Here is a 20,951-nt window from a genome sequence, read left to right on the forward strand (position 1 = left end):
CGTGCTTGACCGTGCGACTTCTTACATTGTGTCCGAATATGAATCCGTACGGGTCGTTTTTGGGCAATTTGCGTACCAATACGCGCCGGTGCCAACTCTCAACCGCGAATGGGAAATCCGACTTTGGAGCGAAGCCTGAAGTCTTTACCGTCGTGAAAAAATGATGGATATCGCCGTTTTCATACAAATCATACAAGGCTTGGTCAAAAGTAATCATGCCCATGCCGGTTGATTTTTTTCATCATTTCTTTGATGTTGTGGACTTCGCCTTTTCGAATCAAGTCGGCAATAATGGGAGAATTGAGCAAAACCTCGACAGCCGCTACGCGTCCCCGTCCGCCTTCACGGGGAATCAGGCGTTGCGAAATAAAGGCTTGCAGGTTGAGCGATAAATCGGTTAGCAACTGGTTACGGCGCTCTTCGGGGAAGAAGTTGATGATGCGGTCCAGCGCTTGGTTGGTACTGTTGGCGTGCAGTGTCGCCATACACAAATGGCCGGTTTCCGCGAAGGAAATGGCGTAGTCCATGGTCTCGCGGTCTCGGATTTCACCAATCAGGATAACATCCGGCGCTTGGCGCAGGGTATTTTTCAATGCAATCGGCCAATTTTCTGTATCTACACCGATTTCACGTTGGGTGATGATGCAGTTTTTGTGTTGGTGGATAAACTCAATCGGGTCTTCGATGGTAATAATGTGGTCGAAGCTGTTTTCGTTTCGATAGTCGATAAGGGAGGCGAGGGAAGTGGACTTGCCCGAACCTGTACCGCCGACAAAAATAACCAAACCGCGTTTTCTGAGGGCGATGTCTTTTAGAATCGGTGGCAGATTAAGAGTTTCAAATTTAGGGATATTGCTGGTAATGGAGCGGAACACTAATGCAGTTGCGCCGCGTTGAACCATTGCATTGACACGGAAGCGGCTGGTATCGGGCAGGCTGATGGCGAAATTGCATTCGTTGGTGGTAGAAAATTCTTCGATTTGTTTGGAAGACATAATCGAAAAAGCGATTTCCATACATTTTTCAGCGCTTAACGGCTCATCGGTCAGCCGCATGATTTTGCCGTCCACTTTCATGGCCGGCGGGAAATTAGTGGTAATGAAAAGGTCGGAGCCTTTGTATTTGTTCATGTGGCGTAGCCAAGTGAACAATTCTTCTTTTGCGCCCGGAGTATTTTCGTCAAACATAAGAATTCAGATAGTTAATATTAAGTTATTTTATTGAGAATAATTATAACAGAAGCAATCATTATTTGCTGTTTTGCCCACTAGAGTGGCTATCTGTTTTAAATTGAGTGTCGTGCTGGGAATATAGCAGATTTTTCAGTATCCCTGTGATTTTAAATTCTGCTGTTATAATGTTGCCCGATTAGTGAATGGAAAGGTGGTAACGAGATGTCAGTACAAACAATTGCCGTGGTCGGCGCAATGGAACAGGAAATCGAGCTTTTGCGTGAAAGCATGGCCAATGTCAAGCATGTGTCCTTCGGTAAATTCTCGGCATATGAAGGCGAATTGGCTGGAAAACGCATGGTATTGGTTTTGAGCGGTATCGGTAAGGTCAATGCAGCGGTTTCTACTTCTTGGGTCATTCATCAGTTCGCACCGGATTGTGTCATCAATACCGGCAGTGCAGGCGGTTTGGGCAAAGGATTGAAGATCGGCGATGTGGTTATCGGCGAAACTGTGGCGCATCACGATGTTGACGTAACGGCTTTTGGTTATGTTTGGGGACAAGTGCCGCAACTTCCTGCCGTGTTTGCATCGGATTCAAACTTGATTCGCCAAGCAGAAAAGGCGGCGCAAGTGTTTGAAGGTGCGGCTGTTACGCAAGGTCTGATTGTCAGTGGCGACCGTTTTGTGCACAGCAGCGAAGGTGTCGCGGAAATCCGCAGCCATTTTCCTGACGTAAAAGCAGTGGAAATGGAAGCTGCGGCGATTGCGCAGACTTGTCATCAGTTGGAAGTGCCGTTTGTGATTATTCGCGCCGTATCCGATTCGGCGGATGAGAAAGCGGACATCAGCTTTGAAGAATTTTTGAAAACGGCGGCCGTCAGTTCGGCGAAGATGGTTACCGAGATTGTCAAATCGCTATAAAATCATGCAAAAGCGTTGAATTTCCGTTAGAATACGGAACGATTCAACCTTATTCTAAGGCCGTCTGAAAACCGAATCCCTGTTTTTTCAGACGGCCTTTCAGCCTTTAATTGCATTTATCTTAATAACAATATGAAAAACATACGGAATTTCTCCATTATTGCCCACATCGACCACGGTAAATCGACGCTTGCCGACCGTTTTATCCAATATTGCGGCGGTTTGGATTTGCGCGAAATGAGTACGCAGGTGCTCGATTCCATGGACATCGAAAAAGAGCGCGGCATTACCATTAAAGCGCAAACCGCCGCACTCAACTATAAAGCACGTGACGGGCAGGTGTATCAGCTCAACCTGATTGATACTCCGGGACACGTCGACTTCTCTTACGAAGTATCCCGTTCACTGTCAGCTTGCGAAGGTGCGCTTTTGGTCGTTGATGCATCGCAAGGCGTGGAAGCGCAAACCGTGGCGAACTGCTATACCGCGATTGATTTGGGCGTGGAAGTCGTGCCTGTTTTGAACAAAATTGACTTGCCTGCCGCAGAACCCGAGCGCGTGGAGCAGGAAATTGAAGATATCATCGGTATTGATGCCGTTGGTGCGGTACAGTGTTCCGCTAAAAGCGGCATTGGTGTGGAAGATGTTTTGGAAGAAATCGTTGCCAAAATCCCTGCGCCAACCGGTGATGAAAATGCGCCGTTGCAAGCGGTTATTGTCGATTCATGGTTTGACAACTATGTCGGCGTGGTTATGTTGATTCGTGTGAAAAACGGCACCATCAAGCTGAAAGACAAAGTGCGCTTTATGAGTACCAAGGCGGAAACGCAGGTCGAGCAGCTGGGAGTATTCACACCAAAATCAGTTCAAAAACAAGAACTCAAAGCCGGCGAAGTGGGCTTTCTGATTACCGGCGTAAAAGAATTGGGACAGGCGAAAGTCGGCGATACGGTTACTTTGGTTGCCAATCCTGCCTCTGAACCGCTGCCCGGCTTCCAAGAAGTACAAAGCCAAGTATTTGCAGGCCTTTATCCGGTGGAAAGCCACGACTACGAAGCCTTGCGCGATGCTTTGGAAAAATTGCAGCTGAACGATGCTTCGTTGAAATTTGAGCCTGAAGTTTCCCAAGCGTTGGGCTTCGGCTTCCGTTGTGGCTTCTTGGGTCTGTTGCACTTGGAAATCGTGCAGGAACGTTTGGAGCGCGAGTTCGACATGGACTTGATTACCACTGCGCCAACGGTGGTTTACGAAGTCGTGTTGAAGAACGGCGAGAAAATCGAAGTTGAAAACCCGTCCAAACTGCCTGAAATCAGCACTATCGAAACCATTCTTGAGCCGATTATCACTGCGACCATTCTTGTGCCGCAGGAATACGTTGGCAACGTCATGACCTTGTGTAACCAAAAGCGCGGCGTGCAGGTCAATATGCAGTATATGGGCCGTCAAGTCATGCTGACTTACGATTTGCCCATGAACGAAGTCGTGATGGACTTTTTCGATAAACTCAAATCCACTTCGCGCGGCTATGCCTCGTTGGACTACCATTTCAAAGAGTTCCAACCGTCTGATTTGATTAAGCTCGACATTATGGTCAACGGCGAAAAAGTTGATGCCTTGAGCCTGATTGTGCACCGTCAAAGCGCGGTTCACCGAGGCCGCGAGCTGGCAGCGAAAATGCGCGAACTGATTCCGCGCCAAATGTTCGACATTGCCGTCCAAGCCGCCATCGGCAGCCAGATTATCGCCCGCGAAAACGTCAAAGCCCTGCGTAAAAACGTTTTGGCGAAATGTTACGGCGGCGATATTACGCGTAAGAAAAAACTTCTCGAAAAACAAAAAGCAGGTAAGCGCCGCATGAAACAAGTGGGCAATGTGGAAATCCCGCAAAGCGCATTCTTGGCGATTCTGCAAGTGAGTGATAAATAATGAGTATAAATCTGACTTTAGGCGCAGTCGTTGTATTGCTGGCCGGCTTGGTTCTCAACTTCAAAAGCAGCAAAGAGCGTCAGGGAAACGGCGAATGGAGCTCCGGCCTGCAATGGAGTTATCTCCTGTGCATGGTCGGCGTATTTGGCATTTTGTCCGAATTTATGAGCTTTACCGCCGTATTACTGGTGTTTGTCGTGTTTACCGGTATTGTTTGGGCAATTCATAAAGGCCGTCTGAAAAAAAGCGAGACCGGCGAAGACAATGCACATTTTACCGACTATATGGGCGGCTTTTTTCCCATTATCTTGGTTATCTTTGTGTTGCGCAGCTTTATTGCCGAGCCGTTCCAAATTCCGTCCAGTTCCATGCGTCCGGGCTTGGTCAAAGGCGATTTTATCTTGGTGAACAAATTCTCTTACGGTATCCGCCTGCCGATTTTGAATAAGGTCATTATCCCTGTTGGCAATATTGCACGAGGCGATGTCGTGGTGTTCAATTATCCGCTTCAGCCGGAGATGAATTACATCAAACGTATCGTCGGTATTCCGGGCGACGTTGTGGAATACCGTGATAAGGTTTTGACTGTTAACGGTGAAATTATTTCTGAAAAACCAAACGGCAATTATCAATACGCAGATGATACCGATCCGTCTATGATTCATACGCTTGAGCGTTTTCAGACCGCCTTGAACGGCAAAAACTTTGATGTGGTCAAAGAAGCCGGTCAACCTTCCGTATCCATTGCCGTATTGAACAAATACACTTCAGAAGTAATGCCTGAAAGCAATTACTCGCTTGAAACAAGCGGTTTGGAAAATTGCGAATACGCAGAAGACGGCAATGGCTTTATCTGTAAAGTTCCTGAAGGTCGTTATTTCGCAATGGGCGATAACCGTGACAACAGCGCCGATTCCCGTTATTGGGGATTTGTCGATGATAAACTGATTGTCGGGAAGGCCTTCTTCGTTTGGATGAACTTTGGCGAACTCAGCCGTATCGGTACCAGTATCAAATAAGCAATAACAGATGAAAAGGTCGTCTGAAATTTTTCAGACGGCCTTTTTTATGGCAATTTAAAATTTGTGCTTAGATGAATATTAAATTTAATATTAAAAAAGGCTTGAAATATTATTAACTCAAGAGATGGTTAGGAATATGATAATCATAAATTAGCCATAAAGAGTAAATTTTCAAAAATTAACAAATATTAATTAAGTAAAGCTGTTTGTATTCGTTTATACTATTACAATAGTATAAGTGTTGTTTATATTCGGTTTTTCAATTAGCAAATAATCTAGTTGTTTTAAGTAAAGTTACTTTCAGTTAATGAGGATTATATTTATGTTTACTCAGAAGAAATCACCTATTACTCATTTTGTATTAACAGGCATATGTGCGGCAGTTTTAGCTGCATGTGCTAGCTCGAATGGAGAACCTGGTTCACCGACAAGTCCATCTGTGGCACCTAATGATATTAGTAATAATACCAACAAAGGTAATTCCAATAAGGAAAATACAAATAAACCCAATACCGGTAAGGACAACGCAACCAAACCCACTATCGGTAAAGATAACTCCGGTAAAGACAATGCAACCAAGCCTACTACCGGTAAAGATAACGCGGGCAAGGACAATGCAACCAAGCCCAATACCGGTAAAGATAACACCGGCAAGGATAATGTAAACAAGCCCACTACCGGTAAGGATAACACCGGTAAGGATAATGCAACCAAACCCACTACCGGTAAGGATAATGCCGGTCAGGACAATGCAACCAAACCTAATACTGGCAAAGATAATTTAGCTCAAGTTAATGAGCAAATTTCTAAAAATATTCAGAATAAATTAGTAACTCTGAGATTAAATGATACATTAGAAAAAGAAGAATATAAATTTGCTGAATTTAGCCAAGCTGAAGTAGATACAGGTTTTATTGCAAATAACTTTGCTGCAAACCCATTGTTAGAGGAGGCTAATCCTCCTACTTCTATTTATGATAGTTCACATATTGTTGCAACTTCTGGAGGCCGTGGAAAATATAAAATTTTGCGTCCCCAAACGGTTATATTGGGTGGTGTGGCAACACGCTATACAGTAAATAAAATCGATGGATATATTAAGAGAGAGTATGGTTATGATGAAATTGATACTCCATTAAATTCAATAAATTTGATTGGTGTAGATAAGCGTAATGCAAATGGTATTTTAATTAAACAAGGTAGTAGCGTTAATATATTAGACCAAACAGCTAGCAAATTCGAGTTGGATAGCGTAGGGGGAAGCCGTTATACACAATGGTTTAATAATTTTGAAACTAATGCAGATAATAAAACTGCTTTAGATAAAGGGCGTCGCGTATTAGCTAATGTAAAATATAAGTTAGATGATGAGGGTAATCCGATATGGAAGATATCTACTAAACCTAGTAGGGGGTTTCGATATGCACATTCTTTGAATGATTATTTTAATAATAATCCGGATGATGAATTGTATGTTAATCAAAATGGTGAGTATGCATATCGCTTTACTTTGAATAAAGCTACTACATTTAAAGTTAGTTCAGAGGCAGTAAAAGTAAATCCAGAGCGGGCAGATGCGCTTAAAGCATTGGGTTGGGTTGCGGATAAACAATATACTTACCCTGCTGGTAGCTATTTTCTTGTAACACAAAAAGATGGTAGGTTGAAAATTGTCGCTGATAAAGGGCAAATGACCGAAGTGTCATTAAATTCAATTCATACCGGTATTGATGATAATAAGGCATTAGGCGCATTTCAAAACAAACGTGTAATTGCTGAAATGTTTAGTGCATTGCACTATGGAAAGGTAAATGAAGTTCGTGCGATTTATACTTATGATGTTGGACAAGCCAATGGTTTTAATCAACAATATCTCTCATTAACTGCATGGCGCTATAAAAATGGCGATGGCACTTATGGGGTCAATACCCCGTATAATATCGGCATTTTTGACCGAGTTATTACTGATAATGGTATCCTCGCCAATGTCTATAATATGAAGACTAAAAAAGGATTATCTGCTAAATATACAGGTGTTGCCTATTCTAGCCGAGATGGTAAACAAGACGGCGTGATGAATATGACTGCGCAGTTCCATGAACCATATATGGGTTACAATACTGTTACCTTTAATGGTGAGATTACCAATCGTCGCTTAGATGACAAACGTAATGTATATTTCGCTAGTGGTTATGTAAAAACAGATAGTGGAATGCCTTCTGCAAACGCAGGTCAAAAAGTCTCTCTGGTGGGAAGCCAACAACTTGCTAAAGACATCACTGTTTGGATGAAAGGAAAAAATCCAGGTGAAAATAAAGTGATTTATGGCAAAGGTGACATACGTTTTGCTGGCACAAATGCTGAAGAAGTGGGTGGTGTGTTAAAAATTACGACCAGCCATGGTGAAAATAATATTGGTTTTATTGGCAAGCGTTAAAACGCTGATTAAACAATAAGCAGCAGGAGCTTAGCATCTGCTGCTTATTGTTTTTAAGATGAAAAATACCAATAGATAAAATTTTAATTCAACTATTGTTACTTAAATTTTTAATTTTAAGAAATAGATTTATGAAGTCTTATTCATTCATTTTTATACTGGGAACGCTAGTTCCTTCGATGGCTTCTGCTGAAATTATGACGAATCCTGAAACTGTAGCTGATCGACAGGTAGAAAAAATTCAGGAGATGGCTATTCCTAAAGTATCAGAGCAAGATAAATTATTTTCAGACAATGACGGTACTTCTCTAGAAGAGTCTAGCCAAACGTTGACATTAGATGATTTAGCCAAGCAACCAGAGTTGACAGAGCCATTGTTAAATCAGGCTTTACAAATGCGAAATTATATCTCAGCAACGCAGCTCTTGCCGATATATCGAAAATGGAGCGGACACGATCCTGTTTTATTGGCCTATGCGCAAGGTGCAATTTGGCGCTCTGAAGGGAAATATAAAAAAGCTATTAAACTTTATCGTTCTATTCTCGCTCAGAATTCTAATCTTGTTACTGTCCGTCTAGATTTAGCTGCTATGCTTTATGAGGATAGACAGACTCGTAATGCGAAACATGAATTTAATACAGCTAAGGAGCAGGGGCTTCCTGAAGATGTACTTCCGACTATCGCACTTTATGAAGATGCTATGAAGAAAAAGAAATGGCAAATTTCAGGTGGTCTAAGTTATATCCAAGACGGCAATATCAATAATGTTTCAACGGAACGCGAAATTCATCTTCCTCAATTTGGTAATTTAGCATTTGAAAAGAATCCTGACTATTTGCCGCAAAAAGGACATGGATTTAATTATTCGTTATCTATCAATCGTGATGATAATATTAAAGATAACCACTACTTAGCTATAGCGGGTGATATAGATGGTGTGACTTATTGGGATAACCATGCTTATGATGATCAAGTAGCAAGAATAAGCCTGGGTTATAAAAATAAAAGTTTTAAAACAGATGGCTATGTTATGCCATTTTTAGAAAAACGTCGTTATGGAAATCATCCTTATTACACACGTGCAGGTGTAGATTTAGGCATTTCAAATTGGATAACGCCAAATTTACGTTTGTCTGCTAACAGTACAATAGCAAAAAAAGATTATGCATATACTGAACGACGAGGGAAAGATTATCAAATCGGAGTAGGCGCTACTTACCTTTTAAACAATGATACTTATTTTTTAGGTGGTTTAAACTATGCTCGTGATAAAGTAAAACATTATGCTGGCAGTAGCTCTAAACGTATAGGGGGATATGTTGGTTGGGGGCAGACTTGGGGTAAAGACTTGAATAGCATACTTATAATCAATCACTATCACGAACGTTTTGATGGAAAGCATTATATTTTTACTGATCGTCATCGCAAAGATAATGTAACTATTACTAATTTAAGTATTTGGCACAATAAATTAAGCGTGTTGGGTATTACTCCAAGGTTGAATTGGCGATATACAAAAAATAACAGTAATATTGGAGAGCTTAATAGTTATTCTAAAAATCGTGTGTTCATAGATTTTGAGAAAACATTTTAAAAAATCATTTAATGAATTCATATAACTTAAACTAATTCGGTTAAATTTGGTTTGAGTCTAAGTATTTCATTATACCAAAAAGGCCGTCTGAAATTTTCAGACGGACTTTTTTATCTCTATTTTTTGCCTTTTAACGAACCTAAATAAATCGCCAATAAAGTTAAAGTGGCGCCGCTCCATTGGACGGTATTAATCGGTTTATCCAGCCAGAAATAATCGATCAACATGGCGGCAACTGGTTCGGAGAGCAGTAGTAGGCCGGTTAGTGACAAGGATAAAAGCGGGATGGCGTAAGCAATCAATGCCCAAGCGAAGCATTGCATGATGATGCCGTAGATGGAGACTAGAATCACATCGTTTAAAGTTTTGGGATAGAGATGTGCAGCATCGAATAGCAGCGATGGGATGATCAGCGCTATTGCGCCTCCGAAGCTTAAAATCATCATCAGCGGAAACAAACCGACTTTTTCCTGTTCATGGGTTTTACGTACGAAAACCATAGACAGGGCCAGCATGGCACCGGACACTACGCCGCTGATAAATCCCCATGCGGCATTGTCGTTATGACCGAACTCTGGACTGCCGATTAAGGCTACGCCTATGGTGGCCAATATCAAACTTAAAATTTGCAGGGTGCTTAGACGTTCCGAATAAAAGAAGAAGCCGATGGCGGCTAAAAAGAAAATCTGCAGGCTGTTGAGCAAGGTGGAAATGCCGGGGCCTACGGCGTGAATGCTTTCGTGCCACAGAGCGAGGTCGAATGCGAGGAAAACGCCGGATAAGATTGCGTAGCCGACCGTTTTTCTTTTTGTGGGCATTTTTTGTCTGAAAAAACGCCCTAGCAGGAAGAATATAGGGGCGGCAATCAGCAAGCGCCAGAATGCGATGGTGTAAGAGCCGACATCGACAAATTTGACGATCAAACTGCCCAAGCCGAAGACGACGCAGCCGACGACCAATAGGGGCGCTGCATAATTTCCCGAACCTGTCTCCATCGGCTTCTCCATCAATCAAATGAAGACGATTATTCCATAAAATATAGTTGGGGCGCTAATGATAAATAGTCGTAAGCCAAGATAAAGGGTTTATGATGAAAGGCCGTCTGAAAACTGTTTCAGACGGCCTTTTGATGATTTTTTGGCTTGATTTCGTATTGTTGTAGTATAAAATCGTTTTACGCCGTGTTTTCAGACGGCCTGATCAGTTTTGGTTTGAGAAAAGGATTATTGGAAATGGCAAACCCTATTCGTGCGTTTTTGGATTATGTGCCGTCGGTTGATGAGTCTTGTTTTGTAGATGAGACTTCGGTAGTGATTGGCGAAGTGTCGCTGGCGGAAGATGTATCCGTTTGGCCTTATGCCGTATTGCGCGGCGATGTGAACAGTATTTCTATCGGCAAGCGCAGCAATGTGCAGGATGGCAGCGTTTTGCATGTGTCGCATAAGAATGCGGCGAAGCCTGACGGTTCGCCTCTGATTATCGGCGATGATGTGACGATTGGGCATAAGGTCATGCTGCATGGCTGCCGAATTGGGAATCGTGTGTTGGTAGGTATGGGCTCGATTATTTTGGATGATACGGTTGTCGAAGATGATGTGATGATAGGCGCGGGCAGTTTGGTGCCTCCGCGCAAGCGTTTGGAAAGTGGTTTTTTATACGTCGGCTCGCCTGTGAAACAAGTGCGTCCGCTGACTGATGAGGAAAAGGAATTTTTGACGTATTCCTCTGCGCATTATGTCCGCCTGTCCGGCCAGCATAAAATTTCAAAATAAGGAAAAACAATACAATGAACGCAATTTATCTAGCTTCGGGCAGTCCGCGCCGTGGTGAGATTTTGGAGAATTTGGGTTTCACGGTACGCCGCCTTCCTGCAGATATTGATGAAACCCCCAAAGAAGGCGAAGCCGCAGTAGAGTATGTGCGCCGAATGGCCTGCGAAAAAAATCAGGCGGCGGTGGCGCAATGGTTTGCTGCTCATGATCAAGAGCCTGAGTTTGCTGTATTGACAGCGGATACGACGGTGGCGGATGGTGAGGCTATTTTGGGTAAACCGGAATCCGAGGCGGATGCGGTCGATATGCTGGAACGCTTGTCCGGACGGACGCATCAAGTGCTGACGGCTGTATGCGTTTACTGGCAAGGCGTGCGCCATGATGTCGTGCAGACGAGCGAAGTGCGCTTTAAAACGTTGACGGCTGAGGAGATTGCAGCCTATGTTGCCAGCGGCGAACCGATGGACAAAGCTGGTGCGTATGGGATTCAGGGCTTGGGCGGCGTATTTGTCGAGCATTTGCAGGGTAGCTTTACGGGCGTGATGGGTTTGCCGGTTTATGAGACCGCGCAACTACTGAAATCTTTGGGTTTGGAAGCGCCGCCGTTTGCTTAAAATTAGGCAAATGCCGTCTGAAAGCGTGCCGACAAAAACGCCTGTTTCAGTTACAATACTGCCTTAAACAGCTTGCTTGAAGAAAGATATGAAAGAACATAAGGCCCGGAAACGCTTCGGGCAGAATTTTTTGCAGGATACGCGGATTATTAGCGATATTGTCAACGCGGTAAGACCGCAGCCCGATGATATCGTGATTGAAATTGGCCCGGGCTTGGCAGCCATTACCGAGCCTTTGGCGAAGAAACTCAACTGCCTGCATGTCTGCGAAATCGACCGCGACATCGTACGCCGTCTGAAAACTCTGCCGTTTGCAGATAAATTGGTGATACACGAAGGCGATGTATTGCAGTTTGATTTCAACAGCATTGAAGGCAAGAAAAAAATTGTCGGCAACCTGCCGTACAATATTTCCACGCCGCTTTTGTTCCGATTGAGCGAAGTGGCAGACGATGTGATCGATATGCACTTTATGCTGCAAAAAGAAGTGGTCGAACGCATGGTGGCGCAGCCGAAAACCAACGACTATGGCCGTCTGGGCGTGATGCTGCAATATTTCTTCGATATGGAAATGTTGATTGAAGTACCGCCCGAGTCCTTTGATCCTGCGCCGAAAGTGGATTCGGCCGTTGTGCGCATGATTCCGGTGAAACACCGAATCGGTAAAGCGGAAGATTTTGAACATTTTGCCAAACTGGTGAAACTGGCTTTCCATCAACGCCGCAAAACCATACGCAATAATTTGAAGGAACTTGCCGGCGATGATGACTTGCAGGCAGTCGGTATCAATCCGCAGGACAGGGCAGAACACATTGCCGCAGAGAAATATGTGGAATTGAGCAATTATTTGGTTAAAAAGGCCGTCTGAAACAGTGATGGCAATTTTTAAGCAACCTCCTATTCAAAGGGGGGGCTAGGTGATTCATATTTGTGGCGCGAGTTGGCGCAGTATTTTTCCGGTAAGGACATGCCGCCGGAACGGCACCGTTTTGAAGCAGCAATTATCGGCGCAGTTTGGGTATTGACCGGGCATCGTCTCGATAGGGAAGAGCAATTTAAAGTCAATCGGTACAATCAAGGCGGAATCTCCGGCGGCATAGTCAGTTGCCGCTTTTGGCTGGAAACGGCTATTCCTTTGCTTTGGCAGCGGCAATCGCAATTCAAGCCCCGAAAATTTTGGCAGTTTGGAAAGAAATAATGATTAAATTCAAAAATGTACACAAACATTTTAAAGATTTACACGTTATCAACGGCGTGAATCTGGAAGTCAAGCAAGGCGAGGTGGTCGTTGTATGCGGTCCTTCAGGCAGTGGCAAATCGACGTTAATTCGTACGGTAAACCAACTTGAGCGCATTGAAAGCGGCGAAATTTGGGTGGATGGCATCAATGTTGCCGATCCGAAAACCGATTTGAACAAAGTGCGCGAAGAAGTGGGCTTTGTGTTCCAAGGGTTCAATCTGTATCCGCATTTGAGCGTTTTGGAAAATATTATTCTTTCTCCGATGAAAGTGAAAAACCAAAGCCGTGAAGAGGCAGAAAAGAAAGCGATGGAGCTTTTGGAACGTGTCGGCTTGGCGCATAAAAAAGACGCGCTGCCCGGCCAGCTTTCCGGCGGTCAGCAACAGCGTGTGGCGATTGCACGCGGTTTGGCGATGGAGCCGCGCGTGATGTTGTTTGACGAGCCGACTTCCGCGCTTGACCCTGAAATGGTCGGTGAAGTATTGAAAGTGATGAAAGACTTGGCGGAAAGCGGCATGACCATGATGTGTGTGACCCATGAAATGGGTTTTGCGCGCGAAGTTGCCGACCGTGTGATTTTTGTCGATAAAGGCCAGATTCTGGAAGACGAAACGCCGGAAGAATTTTTTACCAATCCGAAACACGAGCGTGCCAAACAATTCCTGCAACAGGTAATGACACATTAAACTCGGGCCGTCTGAAATTTTAGACGGCATGATCGGTTTGAATGATTTTGAAAGTTGAAAATAATGTATTTTGTTGACCGTACTGCTGTTGTGCTGAAGCCGACCGCCCGTTTTTTGGAATGGCTGAAATCCGCCGATGAAAATATACCCGATTTGACCGTCGAGCAACTGCGCACCAACTGCTCCGTATTCCTTGTGCCGCAATTTGACGAACCCGAATCCGTCATTTCTTATTTTGACGAACGCTACCAGCAGATTTTTGAAGCTGAATTGGCTGGCTGGGACATCGATAAAAGCAAATGGCCGCAAGACATGAGTTTGAAGGCTTTTTGGGAATTTTTCGATACCGAAATCCACGATATGGTTTTGGATATGGAAGAGGCGGAATTAAACATTACGCCTGTTTTCGACAATATGATGTAAAGCCGTGCGAAGTTTTCAGACGGCCTTAAAGCCCTCGCGTTCTTTGAAAATTCTGATTGTCTTCTTACACCTTTCGGCGTTGTCCTTATGCCTTGCCGAGTTTTACGGCTGGATGATGTGGCTGGGTTTGGCGGCGTTGGCCGGCAGTTTTGCCTATGCTTGGCGCAGCGTTAATTTTAACGCTAAAAATGCGGTCAGAAAAATTATCATCGACCGCCAATACCGTGCGACGGTTTACTTGAATAGCGAGGAAGAGGGAAGAAGCGCGGTTTTGCAAGACAGCAGTATGTTGACGGTTTATGCTTTGTTTTTACAATGGAATGTTGACGGAAAAATAGTCAAACACTGCATCTTGCCCGATATGGCCGACCGTGATGCATACCGCCGTCTGAAAGTATGGGCGCGCTGGTGTCGTGAAAAAGAAGACAAAGCAGAACTTGCGGCAGATATGGATTAAACGGCTGTTTCAGACGGCCTTTTGAAGCGATAAATACAATGAAAACATTACAAGACTGGCTTTCTCATTTGGAGACTGCCCATAGTTCCGGCCTTATCGATATGGGCTTGGAACGCGTGGGAGAAGTGAAAAAACGCATGAATTTGGTGCCGCAATGTCCTGTCGTCGTGGTGGCGGGTACAAATGGCAAGGGTTCCGTATGCGCCTATTTGTCGTATATTTATAAAGAAGCCGGTTTTAAAGTCGGTACGCTGACCAGTCCACACCTTCTGCGTTACAACGAACGAATCGCCATCAACACTCAGCCGGTTTCAGATGAATTGATTGTTTCCTCATTTGAGCGTATCGAAGCGGCGCGCGGCGAAATTTCTCTGACGTATTTTGAGTTTAATGCTTTGGCGGCCGTCGATATTTTCATGCATGAAAATGTGGACGTAATGATTTTGGAAGTCGGTTTGGGCGGACGGTTGGATGCTGTGAATGTATTCGATGGCGACTGCTCGGTCGTTACCAGCGTGGATTTGGACCATCAGGCATTTTTGGGCGATACTGTCGAGCAGGTCGGTTTTGAAAAAGCCGGAGTGTTCCGTAGCGGCAAGCCTGCTGTATGCGGTCAGAATCCTGCGCCTGAATCATTGGTCAAACACGCAGAAGAAATTGGTGCAAAACTGTTGATGGTTCAGCGAGATTTTGATTTTGCGTCAATGGAAAGCGTACAGTGGAACTACCGCTTCCATCCGCAATCTTCAGACGGCCAAAGCCGTAACCGCAATTCCTTGCCATTTCCTGCTTTGCGCGGTGCCTATCAGTTGTCCAATGCCGCGTGCGCACTAACTGTTTTAGAGTGTCTGAACAATCAGCTGCCCGTTGACATCGGCGCGATTAAACGCGGTTTGCTGTTGGTTGAGAACCCTGGACGTTTCCAAGTTTTGCCAGGCCGTCCGCTGGTGGTCTTGGATGTCGGCCACAATCCGCACGCAGCCCGTGCTTTGCGCCGCAGTCTGATTAACCTTGCCTTTGCCCAAAAACGTACTGCTGTATTCAGTATGTTGTCCGACAAAGATATTGATGGCGTGCTGGAAATCGTTAAAGATCAGTTTGACGAGTGGAACATCGCGCCTTTAGATGTACCGCGCGGCATGACGATAGAGGCTTTGCAGGCCAAACTGGCTGAACACGGCATCGACAATGTAAATGTTTTTGAAACTGTCGCTGCTGCCTATCGTGCTGCTTTGGCTAAAGCAACCGAAAATGATAGAATCGTTGTTTTCGGCTCATTCCATACTGTTGCCGATGTAATGGCTGTTTTGAAAGAACACTAACGAGGAAATTATCATGTCCGACAATAAACAAAAAGAAACTCCAAACGGATACGATTTAGACGGTTACGAACAACTCAGACGCCGCAACCGCCGCCGCTTGGTTTTGGCCTCCGGCTTGGTGGTGGCTTCAGGTATGCTGTTCGGTCTAGCGCTGACATCGGGCGACGATAAAAATTCACCGTTTAAAGAAGCGCCTGTCGGTCAGAGCCAAGTCAAAACGGCGGATGAGCCCAGCAAGGCTGTTGTCCTAGAGCCGAATAAAGAGGATGTTGCGATGGCTGAAGAGGCAGCCCGTCATGCGGATGCCGAAGCGCCAAATAAACCGCAAAATGCAGGCGAGGAAGAAGATAATGCGCCGGTTGAAGTATTGAAGCCAAACCGTGAATCTGCTCCCGAAGATGTCGGCGAGCCGTTGGTTTTGATCAATGATACTTTGGATGACGGCAATATTAAAGGTTTGGAAGAGTCCGAACGTATTCAACGTGTCGAGGCTGCTAAACGTGAAGCCGCGGAGCGCCGAGCCGAAGAACGCCGCCAACGTCAGGCTGAACAACGTGCTGCTGCGGCCCGTAAAACACAAGCCCAACAGGAAGCTGCTGAGAAAGAAAGCGCATTGGCAGCTAAAAAACGCGCACTTCAAGCGCGTGCTGAAAAAGCAGAGCGTGAAGCCGCTGCCGAACGCAATAAATTGGCACAATTGGAAAAAGCAGAGAAAGCCATTGCCGAGCGTAAATCTGCCAAAAACAGCAAAGACAGCGTAAAAGACAAGGCCGAACCTGCCAAGAAAGCAGAAGCCAAAGTTGAAAAACCAAAAAATGAAAAGGCTAAACCGGAAACGGCCAAAGCAGAAAAAGCCGATAAGGTAAAAACTGCCGAGAAGCCGTCTGAAAAAGCCAAACCTAAAGCTGAAAAAGAAACAGCAGAAGCCAAGCCTGCTAAAAAAGCCGCTATTCAGGCTGGTTATGCTGAAAAAGAACGCGCACAAAGTCTGCAACGTAAAATGAAAGCCGCAGGTATCGATTCGACCATTACTGAGGTTATGACCGATAAAGGTAAGGTGTATCGCGTGAAATCAGCCAGTTATAAAAATGCACGCGATGCAGAGCGCGATTTGAACAAATTGCGTGTACATGGCATTGCCGGTCAGGTGACCAGTGAGTAATTTGCCTGTTGCCGATTTGTTGGCTGCCGCCGTCATCGTCATCTGCATCATTATCTCATTGACACGGGGTATTATTGCGGAAGCAGGGGCGATGGTGGCGTGGGTGGTATCGTTTATTGCAGCCAGAACGCTCGCCGTGCCGTTTGCCGATGTGGTCTTTAAATCGGTTGAACCGCATTCCTTGGCGGTTGCCATGGGTTTTGCCGCTGTGTTTTTTCTGGCATGGCTGTTGCAGAAACTGGCACGATCTCTGTTGAGCAGTTTGATGTCTGCTGTTGGTTTAGGAAGCATCAACCGTTTGCTTGGCGGCGTATTCGGTGCAGTGAAAGGTGTGATTTTGGTGACACTGGCAGTGATGGTTTTTTCACACACTGATTTGCCGAAAACGGAAGAGTGGCAAAGTTCACACACAATTCCATATTTTGAATCACTGGCCGATGCTGCGATGCCTTATCTGCCTGGAAAAGATACCGCAATGCCCCATCTTTCTGGTAAAGCAGCTGAAGTTGAAGAATTGGATGATTGAGTTTGACGGATTTAGACGGCCTATGGGTCGTCTGAATCCGTTTTTATTTGCGTAAATTTAGCATCATATTGTCAACAATTTGAGCAAACTCATCTAAATTATTTTATAATGACAGCTTACCCATTTAATCTTCAAACTCGGAGAAGCACGATATGTGTGGTGTATTAGGTTTGGTTAGTCATGAGCCGGTCAATCAGATGTTGTATGATGGTTTGCAGATGTTGCAACACCGTGGTCAGGACGCAGCAGGTATTGTTACTGCCGAAGGCAATATATTTCATATGCACAAGGGCAAAGGCATGGTGCGCGAAGTGTTCCGTACCCGTAATATGCGCGACTTGGTCGGTAATGCAGGCATTGCACATGTCCGCTATCCGACTGCAGGCAATGCGGGCAGCAGCGCAGAAGCACAGCCGTTTTATGTCAGCTCCCCATTCGGCATTGTTTTGGCACACAATGGTAATCTGACCAATACCGAAGAGCTCTATGAAAACGTATGCAACAAACACCTGCGTCACGTTAATACCAGCTCCGATTCCGAAGTATTACTCAATGTATTCGCGCACGAATTACGCCGCGAAGTCTCTAAAAATACAGCCCCTTATCAACTTACCATCGACAATATTTTCAACGCCGTTTCCGAAGTACACCGCTTGGTGCGTGGCGCATACGGTGTCGTAGCCATGATTGCCGGATACGGCATGCTGGCTTTCCGGGATCCTTTCGGTATCCGTCCGTTGGTTTTGGGTTCGCAAATTGACGAATCCGGCAAAAAATCTTATGCCGTTGCCTCCGAATCCGTTGCCTTTAATGCACTTGCCTATGATTTGGAACGCGATATCCAGCCGGGCGAAGCCGTATTTATTGGTTTTGACGGCACGATTATTTCCCGTCAATGCAGCGATAAAGCCAAATTAAGCCCTTGTCTTTTTGAATATGTTTATTTTGCCCGCCCGGACTCCGTCATCGATGGCGTTTCCGTTTATCAGTCCCGTATGGATATGGGCGTATCTTTGGCAGAAAAAATCAAACGCGAGCTGCCTGTCGATGATATCGATGTCGTGATGCCGATTCCCGATACCAGCCGACCCAGCGCTATGGAGCTTGCCGTTCATCTCGAAAAACCTTACCGCGAAGGTCTGATTAAAAACCGCTACATCGGCCGCACCTTTATTATGCCCGGCCAAGCAACACGCAAAAAATCAGTACGCCAAAAACTCAGCCCAATGGAAACCGAGTTTAACGGCAAAAGCGTTTTGTTGGTGGATGATTCCATCGTGCGCGGTACGACCAGCCGTGAAATCGTTGAAATGGTACGCGCGGCAGGTGCACGCAAAGTCTACATTGCTTCTGCAGCTCCCGAAGTGCGCTATCCAAATGTGTACGGTATCGATATGCCGACCCGTGAAGAACTGATTGCAAATGGCCGCAGCGCAGCAGAAATCGCAACCGAGATTGGCGCAGACGGCATCGTCTTCCAAAACTTAGAAGACTTGGAAGCAGTAGTCAAAGCACTCAATCCAAAAATTGAATCCTTTGATTCTTCATGCTTTAATGGTATTTATCAAACCGGCGATATCGACGAGGCGTATCTAAACCGTCTCTCTACCGAAAAATCAGGTTGTGGCGGCTTGAAAGTACATCCAAGCAAAATGGAACACAGCATCAGTATCAGCGATAGTGATGATGAAGAATAAAGTAAATTGACTTACAATAAAGGCCGTCTGAAAATTAACGTTCAGACGGCCTTTAATTATGTTTTAGACACATCATGAGTACCGAAACTAAAAATTACATCACGCCTACCGGCTGGCAGGCATTGAAAGACGAACTTTATCACCTGGTCAACAAAGAACGCCCGGAAATCGTCCAAATCGTTAACTGGGCGGCAAGCAATGGAGACCGCAGCGAAAATGGCGACTATCTTTACGGCAAACGCCGTATGCGCGAAATCGACCGCCGTATCCGCTTCCTAACCAAACGCTTGGAAGCAGCCGTCGTCGTCGACCCTGAAGCGCGCGAAGCCACGGACCAGATTTTTTTCAGCGCCACCGTTGGTTTATTGCGCGGAGACGGTCGTGAACAAACCGTCAAAATCGTCGGCGTAGATGAAATCGATACCGTTAAAAACAAAATCTCATGGATTTCTCCTTTGGCGCGCAGCCTGATTAAAGCACGCGAAGGGGATGAAGTTGTCTTGGATACACCGGAAGGACGCGAGATTATAGAGATTCTGTCGGTAGAATATATTAAGATTGACTGATTACGCGTGAATAATGCGAATGAAACTACAAAAGGCCGTCTGAGAAATATACTTTCAGACGGCCTTTAAAATGATTCAAAAGAAAATCCTACATTTGCACCGAGCCGCTGACGGTCAGGCTGATTTCTTCCGAACCTGGAGAGGCTGGTACGCCATCTTCTATTCCTGCAGCCACTTCTGCAGCAGGGATTGCACGCAGCATTTTGGCGTGTGCGAAATCGCCGCTGACTTGGCGGTTGCCGATGTGGCCCAGGTTGAGTTTGACGATTTTGTAGCTGGAGAAGCCAAGCGTTTGGGCGAGGTTTTGGGCGCGGTCTTTGAAGCGCAAGATGACGGCTTTGCTCAGTTGATCGACGGTTTCTTCGCGTTTTTCTTTGGATACGGAAAATGAGGAGCTTTCCAAAACGGCGATATTGATACTGTCGGCAATCAGGCGGTTGAGTGCTTCAAAGTCTTTGCTTTCTACTTTGAAGTAGGCGTGTTCTTCCCAGCTGGTTTGGGTGCGTTTGCCGTTGGTGTATTGATAGCGCGGGGAAGCGTTGCGCTCCATCAGCTCGGTTTTAAATTTGCTGTTTTGGGAGATTTTGTTGAACTGGTTGAATTTCTTCATGAAGGCTTGGTTGACGGCTTGACGGTCTTTGCCTTCTGCGTTGATACTGAAATGCGCGGTCATGGTATCCCGCGGCACTTCCATGTTGGCGGATTCGGAAAATTCAACGATGTTGTAGTTGAGGCTTTCTGCTGCTACGGGCAGGGAGGCAGCTAGCAGTAGGGCGGTAAGGGCTGGGCGGAGCATTTTGGTTTTCCTTGTAATGCGGATTTTAAAAAAGTAATTTAGCATGAAATGTGGAAATGTTGGCTTTGGCAAGCGTAAGGATTTGTATGGGTTGAGGCCGTCTGAAAAGAAGTTACTTTGTATCCATCAAGCCGACTTCATGGGGATTGAGGCGGGCTTTTTCTTCTTGGCCTAAGCCGACCAATTTCCGCAAACGGGTCATGTAGGCGTTGACGTCAAGGCCCCGTCCGTAGCGTTGCGCTTCCCAGATGGTTTCTGCCAAGGCTTCCATCATATCGTGTTCGGCTTTGACCCAGTCGCCGTTGTAACGGGCGCAAAGTTGTTGGTGGATGGTACGGATGCCCGGGGGCTGGTCGATGGCGCTTTGCTCTTGTAGGGAAAGGTGTAGCGACATGTGCAGGAATGGGTTGCTTTCGCCGTCTTCGGGCAACCATTCTTTATTTAAATATTGTTCGATGTCTTCGAGATAGTGTCCGTATTCGGGATGGGCTTCGATAATGCGCAAAGCTTTTTGTTGCAGGCCGTCTAATTGGAGCGGCGCGAGCCTGTGTTGCCAGACGTGGGCAAAGAATTGGCGGACATCGTGGGTGTTTACGTCATACATGATGGGTGTG

At 45.5% G+C, this 20,951-nt stretch carries 20 protein-coding genes and 1 pseudogene; 17 read left to right on the plus strand and 4 right to left on the minus strand.

Translation table 11 applies throughout. The features are described 5' to 3' along the window. Window positions 1–166 precede the first annotated feature (166 nt). Window positions 167–1,187: pseudogene (locus tag TW89_RS06555) on the minus strand (PilT/PilU family type 4a pilus ATPase); the annotation flags it as partial. A gap of 207 nt (window positions 1,188–1,394) precedes the next feature. On the opposite strand from TW89_RS06555, the gene TW89_RS06560 reads away from it, so the two are divergent. From TW89_RS06560 to TW89_RS06580, 5 genes are all read left to right on the plus strand, one after another. Then, a complete protein-coding gene (locus TW89_RS06560; RefSeq protein WP_128580920.1) occupies window positions 1,395–2,096 on the plus strand; it encodes a 5'-methylthioadenosine/adenosylhomocysteine nucleosidase in 702 nt (233 codons plus the stop codon). A gap of 132 nt (window positions 2,097–2,228) precedes the next feature. After that, window positions 2,229–4,022, plus strand: coding sequence for a translation elongation factor 4 (gene lepA / locus TW89_RS06565; RefSeq protein ID WP_049351467.1), 1,794 nt, complete (start codon window positions 2,229–2,231; stop codon window positions 4,020–4,022). Continuing rightward, window positions 4,022–5,041 (plus strand): signal peptidase I, encoded by a 1,020-nt coding sequence (gene lepB, locus TW89_RS06570; protein WP_128580921.1) that lies wholly within the window; start codon window positions 4,022–4,024, stop codon window positions 5,039–5,041. The genes lepA and lepB overlap by 1 nt, the downstream gene beginning before the upstream one ends. A gap of 325 nt (window positions 5,042–5,366) precedes the next feature. Then, window positions 5,367–7,481, plus strand: a complete 2,115-nt coding sequence (locus tag TW89_RS06575; protein WP_283114683.1) for a hypothetical protein — start codon at window positions 5,367–5,369, stop codon at window positions 7,479–7,481. 131 nt (window positions 7,482–7,612) lie between these two features. After that, window positions 7,613–9,076: a surface lipoprotein assembly modifier gene (locus TW89_RS06580; RefSeq protein ID WP_128580922.1), complete on the plus strand. Its 1,464-nt coding sequence runs from the start codon at window positions 7,613–7,615 to the stop codon at window positions 9,074–9,076. Between the two features lie 116 nt (window positions 9,077–9,192). On the opposite strand, the gene TW89_RS06585 is transcribed toward TW89_RS06580, so the two are convergent. Beyond that, entirely contained in the window at window positions 9,193–10,071 is an 879-nt protein-coding gene (locus TW89_RS06585; RefSeq protein ID WP_128580923.1) for a DMT family transporter, read from the minus strand. Window positions 10,072–10,308: 237 nt separating this feature from the next. Here TW89_RS06585 and TW89_RS06590 point away from each other — a divergent pair, with 237 nt between their 5' ends. From TW89_RS06590 to greB, 12 genes are all read left to right on the plus strand, one after another. Then, window positions 10,309–10,848 carry a gamma carbonic anhydrase family protein gene (locus TW89_RS06590; protein WP_070625440.1) on the plus strand — a complete coding sequence of 180 codons (540 nt, stop codon included), beginning with the start codon at window positions 10,309–10,311 and terminating at the stop codon, window positions 10,846–10,848. A 14-nt stretch (window positions 10,849–10,862) separates the two neighbouring features. Beyond that, window positions 10,863–11,462 (plus strand): Maf family protein, encoded by a 600-nt coding sequence (locus tag TW89_RS06595; RefSeq protein ID WP_128580924.1) that lies wholly within the window; start codon window positions 10,863–10,865, stop codon window positions 11,460–11,462. An 88-nt stretch (window positions 11,463–11,550) separates the two neighbouring features. Next, the gene (gene rsmA / locus TW89_RS06600) at window positions 11,551–12,330 is read left to right on the plus strand and encodes a 16S rRNA (adenine(1518)-N(6)/adenine(1519)-N(6))-dimethyltransferase RsmA (protein WP_128580925.1); all 780 of its coding nucleotides are present in this window, start codon (window positions 11,551–11,553) and stop codon (window positions 12,328–12,330) included. Between the two features lie 60 nt (window positions 12,331–12,390). After that, window positions 12,391–12,660, plus strand: coding sequence for a hypothetical protein (locus TW89_RS06605; RefSeq protein WP_128580926.1), 270 nt, complete (start codon window positions 12,391–12,393; stop codon window positions 12,658–12,660). Next, complete coding sequence (locus TW89_RS06610) at window positions 12,660–13,388, plus strand: amino acid ABC transporter ATP-binding protein (protein ID WP_063068808.1); 729 nt, start codon at window positions 12,660–12,662, stop codon at window positions 13,386–13,388. Before TW89_RS06605 ends, TW89_RS06610 begins: the two co-directional genes overlap by 1 nt. Before the next feature lie 63 nt (window positions 13,389–13,451). Further along, window positions 13,452–13,811 carry a hypothetical protein gene (locus TW89_RS06615; protein ID WP_128580927.1) on the plus strand — a complete coding sequence of 120 codons (360 nt, stop codon included), beginning with the start codon at window positions 13,452–13,454 and terminating at the stop codon, window positions 13,809–13,811. 4 nt (window positions 13,812–13,815) lie between these two features. Then, entirely contained in the window at window positions 13,816–14,268 is a 453-nt protein-coding gene (locus TW89_RS06620; protein ID WP_107723065.1) for a protein YgfX, read from the plus strand. A gap of 38 nt (window positions 14,269–14,306) precedes the next feature. Further along, window positions 14,307–15,590: a bifunctional tetrahydrofolate synthase/dihydrofolate synthase gene (gene folC / locus TW89_RS06625; protein ID WP_128580928.1), complete on the plus strand. Its 1,284-nt coding sequence runs from the start codon at window positions 14,307–14,309 to the stop codon at window positions 15,588–15,590. A 13-nt stretch (window positions 15,591–15,603) separates the two neighbouring features. After that, a complete protein-coding gene (gene ftsN, locus TW89_RS06630; protein WP_128580929.1) occupies window positions 15,604–16,752 on the plus strand; it encodes a cell division protein FtsN in 1,149 nt (382 codons plus the stop codon). Continuing rightward, the gene (locus TW89_RS06635) at window positions 16,745–17,278 is read left to right on the plus strand and encodes a CvpA family protein (protein WP_063068803.1); all 534 of its coding nucleotides are present in this window, start codon (window positions 16,745–16,747) and stop codon (window positions 17,276–17,278) included. Before ftsN ends, TW89_RS06635 begins: the two co-directional genes overlap by 8 nt. Window positions 17,279–17,430: 152 nt before the next feature. Then, entirely contained in the window at window positions 17,431–18,975 is a 1,545-nt protein-coding gene (purF, locus tag TW89_RS06640) for an amidophosphoribosyltransferase (protein ID WP_128580930.1), read from the plus strand. A gap of 74 nt (window positions 18,976–19,049) precedes the next feature. Beyond that, complete coding sequence (gene greB, locus TW89_RS06645; RefSeq protein ID WP_128580931.1) at window positions 19,050–19,541, plus strand: transcription elongation factor GreB; 492 nt, start codon at window positions 19,050–19,052, stop codon at window positions 19,539–19,541. A gap of 88 nt (window positions 19,542–19,629) precedes the next feature. On the opposite strand, the gene TW89_RS06650 is transcribed toward greB, so the two are convergent. Both TW89_RS06650 and TW89_RS06655 read right to left on the minus strand, forming a co-directional pair. Continuing rightward, window positions 19,630–20,337 (minus strand): SIMPL domain-containing protein, encoded by a 708-nt coding sequence (locus tag TW89_RS06650; protein WP_128580932.1) that lies wholly within the window; start codon window positions 20,335–20,337, stop codon window positions 19,630–19,632. Between the two features lie 112 nt (window positions 20,338–20,449). Beyond that, on the minus strand, window positions 20,450–20,941 hold the full coding sequence (locus tag TW89_RS06655; RefSeq protein WP_128580933.1) for a DUF1841 family protein: 492 nt from the start codon (window positions 20,939–20,941) through the stop codon (window positions 20,450–20,452). Between the last annotated feature and the right edge of the window lie 10 nt (window positions 20,942–20,951).

Source organism: Neisseria flavescens (assembly GCF_001618065.1).
Lineage (GTDB): Bacteria > Pseudomonadota > Gammaproteobacteria > Burkholderiales > Neisseriaceae > Neisseria > Neisseria flavescens_A.